This is a genomic window from Archangium sp., from assembly GCF_036389735.1.
Lineage (GTDB): Bacteria > Myxococcota > Myxococcia > Myxococcales > Myxococcaceae > Archangium.
Window position 1 is genome coordinate 1 of record NZ_DASVWK010000622.1, and the last position, 1,734, is coordinate 1,734.

The 1,734-nt window shown below is 68.9% G+C and carries 3 protein-coding genes; 2 read left to right on the top strand and 1 reads right to left on the bottom strand.

The annotated features are described in order from the left end of the window. The first annotated feature begins 73 nt into the window (after positions 1-73). Positions 74-952 (top strand): metal ABC transporter permease, encoded by an 879-nt coding sequence (locus tag VF794_RS21885; RefSeq protein ID WP_414640938.1) that lies wholly within the window; start codon positions 74-76, stop codon positions 950-952. A 6-nt stretch (positions 953-958) separates the two neighbouring features. Here the strand turns inward: VF794_RS21885 and VF794_RS21890 are convergent, their stop codons facing one another. After that, a complete protein-coding gene (locus VF794_RS21890) occupies positions 959-1,507 on the bottom strand; it encodes an isochorismatase family protein (RefSeq protein WP_331113452.1) in 549 nt (182 codons plus the stop codon). 47 nt (positions 1,508-1,554) lie between these two features. Here VF794_RS21890 and VF794_RS21895 point away from each other — a divergent pair. Continuing rightward, on the top strand, positions 1,555-1,734 hold a 180-nt coding region (locus VF794_RS21895), incomplete at its 3' end, for a CBS domain-containing protein (RefSeq protein WP_331113448.1).

Here is a 1,734-nt window from a genome sequence, read left to right on the forward strand (position 1 = left end):
TTCTGCCATCCTGCCTTCCGCCGACAGTACGGCGACGAGTACTGCCCCCGTCATCCGCCCTCAGGACATCCTCGTGGACCCACAGTCGGTTAGTACCTCCTCCTGGGCCCAGTTCTGGGACGCCTACGAGCTGTTCCGCGACCCCATGCTGTGCGCGCTCATCGCCGGCAGCGTGCTGGGCTTCCTGGGCGTCTACGTGGTGCTGCGGCGCATGGTGTTCGTCAGCGCCGCGGTGACGCAGTCGGCGGGTCTGGGCGTGGCGCTCGCCTTCTACGCGGAGATCCACCTGGGCATGCACGTGGATCCCACGGTGGGCGCGGTGGCGCTCGCGCTGGTGTCCACGATGCTGTTGATGATGGACCCCGCGCGGCTGCGGCTCACGCGCGAGAGCCTGCTCGGCCTGGCCTATGCGTTCACGGGCGGCGCGGCCATCCTCGTGGGCGACCGCATCTCCCAGGAGGCCCATGACATCCAGGGCATCCTCTTCGGCACGGCGGTACTCGTGGAGCGGCCCCAGCTGCTCGCGGTCGCGTGGGCGGGCGCCCTCATCCTCTTCATCCACCTGTGGTGGTTCCGCGGCCTCACCTTCGCCAGCTTCGATCGCATCGGCGCGCACGTGCAGGGACTGCCGGTGCGCATGCTCGACGCGGTGTTGATGATCTCCATCGGCCTGATGGTGGGCGTGTCGGCGCGGGCGCTCGGCGCGCTGCCGGTGTTCGCCTTCTCCACGCTGTCGGCGATCGCCGCGCTGATGCTGGACCTGCGGCTGCCGTGGACCTTCGTGGTGGCCACGCTCGTCGGCGCCATCTCGGGGCTGGGCGGCTACCTCTTCGCCTACTTCTACAACTTCCCCGTGGGCGGCTCGCAGACGGTGCTCGCCAGCGTGCTGGTGCTGCTGGCGATCATCGTGCGCACCATCCGGCAGCTCGTCACGTTCGGCACGGTGCGCTGAGGCGACTCAGCGCACCGCGGCGGAGACCTTCTTGAACTCGGGTGTGCCCGCGCACCCGAGCAGGTCGAACAGCGCGGCCTCCACGGTGACGATGTGGGCGCCCGCCTCGCGGCACAGCTCCAGGCCCACCCGGCGATCCTCGGTGTGACGCGACATCACCGCGTCCGCGCAGAGGAACGGGGTGAAGCCCTTGTCCACGAGGTCGCGCACCGTCTGGAAGACGCACACGTGCGTCTCCATGCCGATGAGGATGACCTGCTTGCGCTCGCCCAGCCGCGAGGCCACGTCCGGCACGCAGGCGCTGAACTCGAGCTTCTCCACGGCGGAGTATTTGCCCAGCCGCATCTTCACCAGCGAGTGCGTGGGCCCCAGCCCCTTGGGGTACTGCTCGGTGACGAGCACGGGCAGCTCCAGCGCCTGGGCGCCCTCGATGGCGGCGTTGGAGCGGTTGAGCATGCGGTCGAGCGCCTCGCGCTCCATGGCGGCGCACAGCCGCTCCTGGATGTCCACGACGAGGAGCGAGGCCTGGTCTCTCTTGAGTCGGAAGGTGGGCATGGACGTCATTATTGACGACCTTCCAACGCGCGCCCAAGCTCGGAGGCATGAAGGGTCACGCTCGCAACCTCATGACCGCGCCGGTGAAGTCCGTCTCCCCCGAGACTCCGCTCTCGGAGATCGCCAAGCTGCTCGCCGGGGGGCACATCGGCGGCGTTCCGGTGACGGACGCCGAGGAGCACGTGCTGGGCTTCGTGAGCGAGGCGGACATCATGAACGCCCTTCTC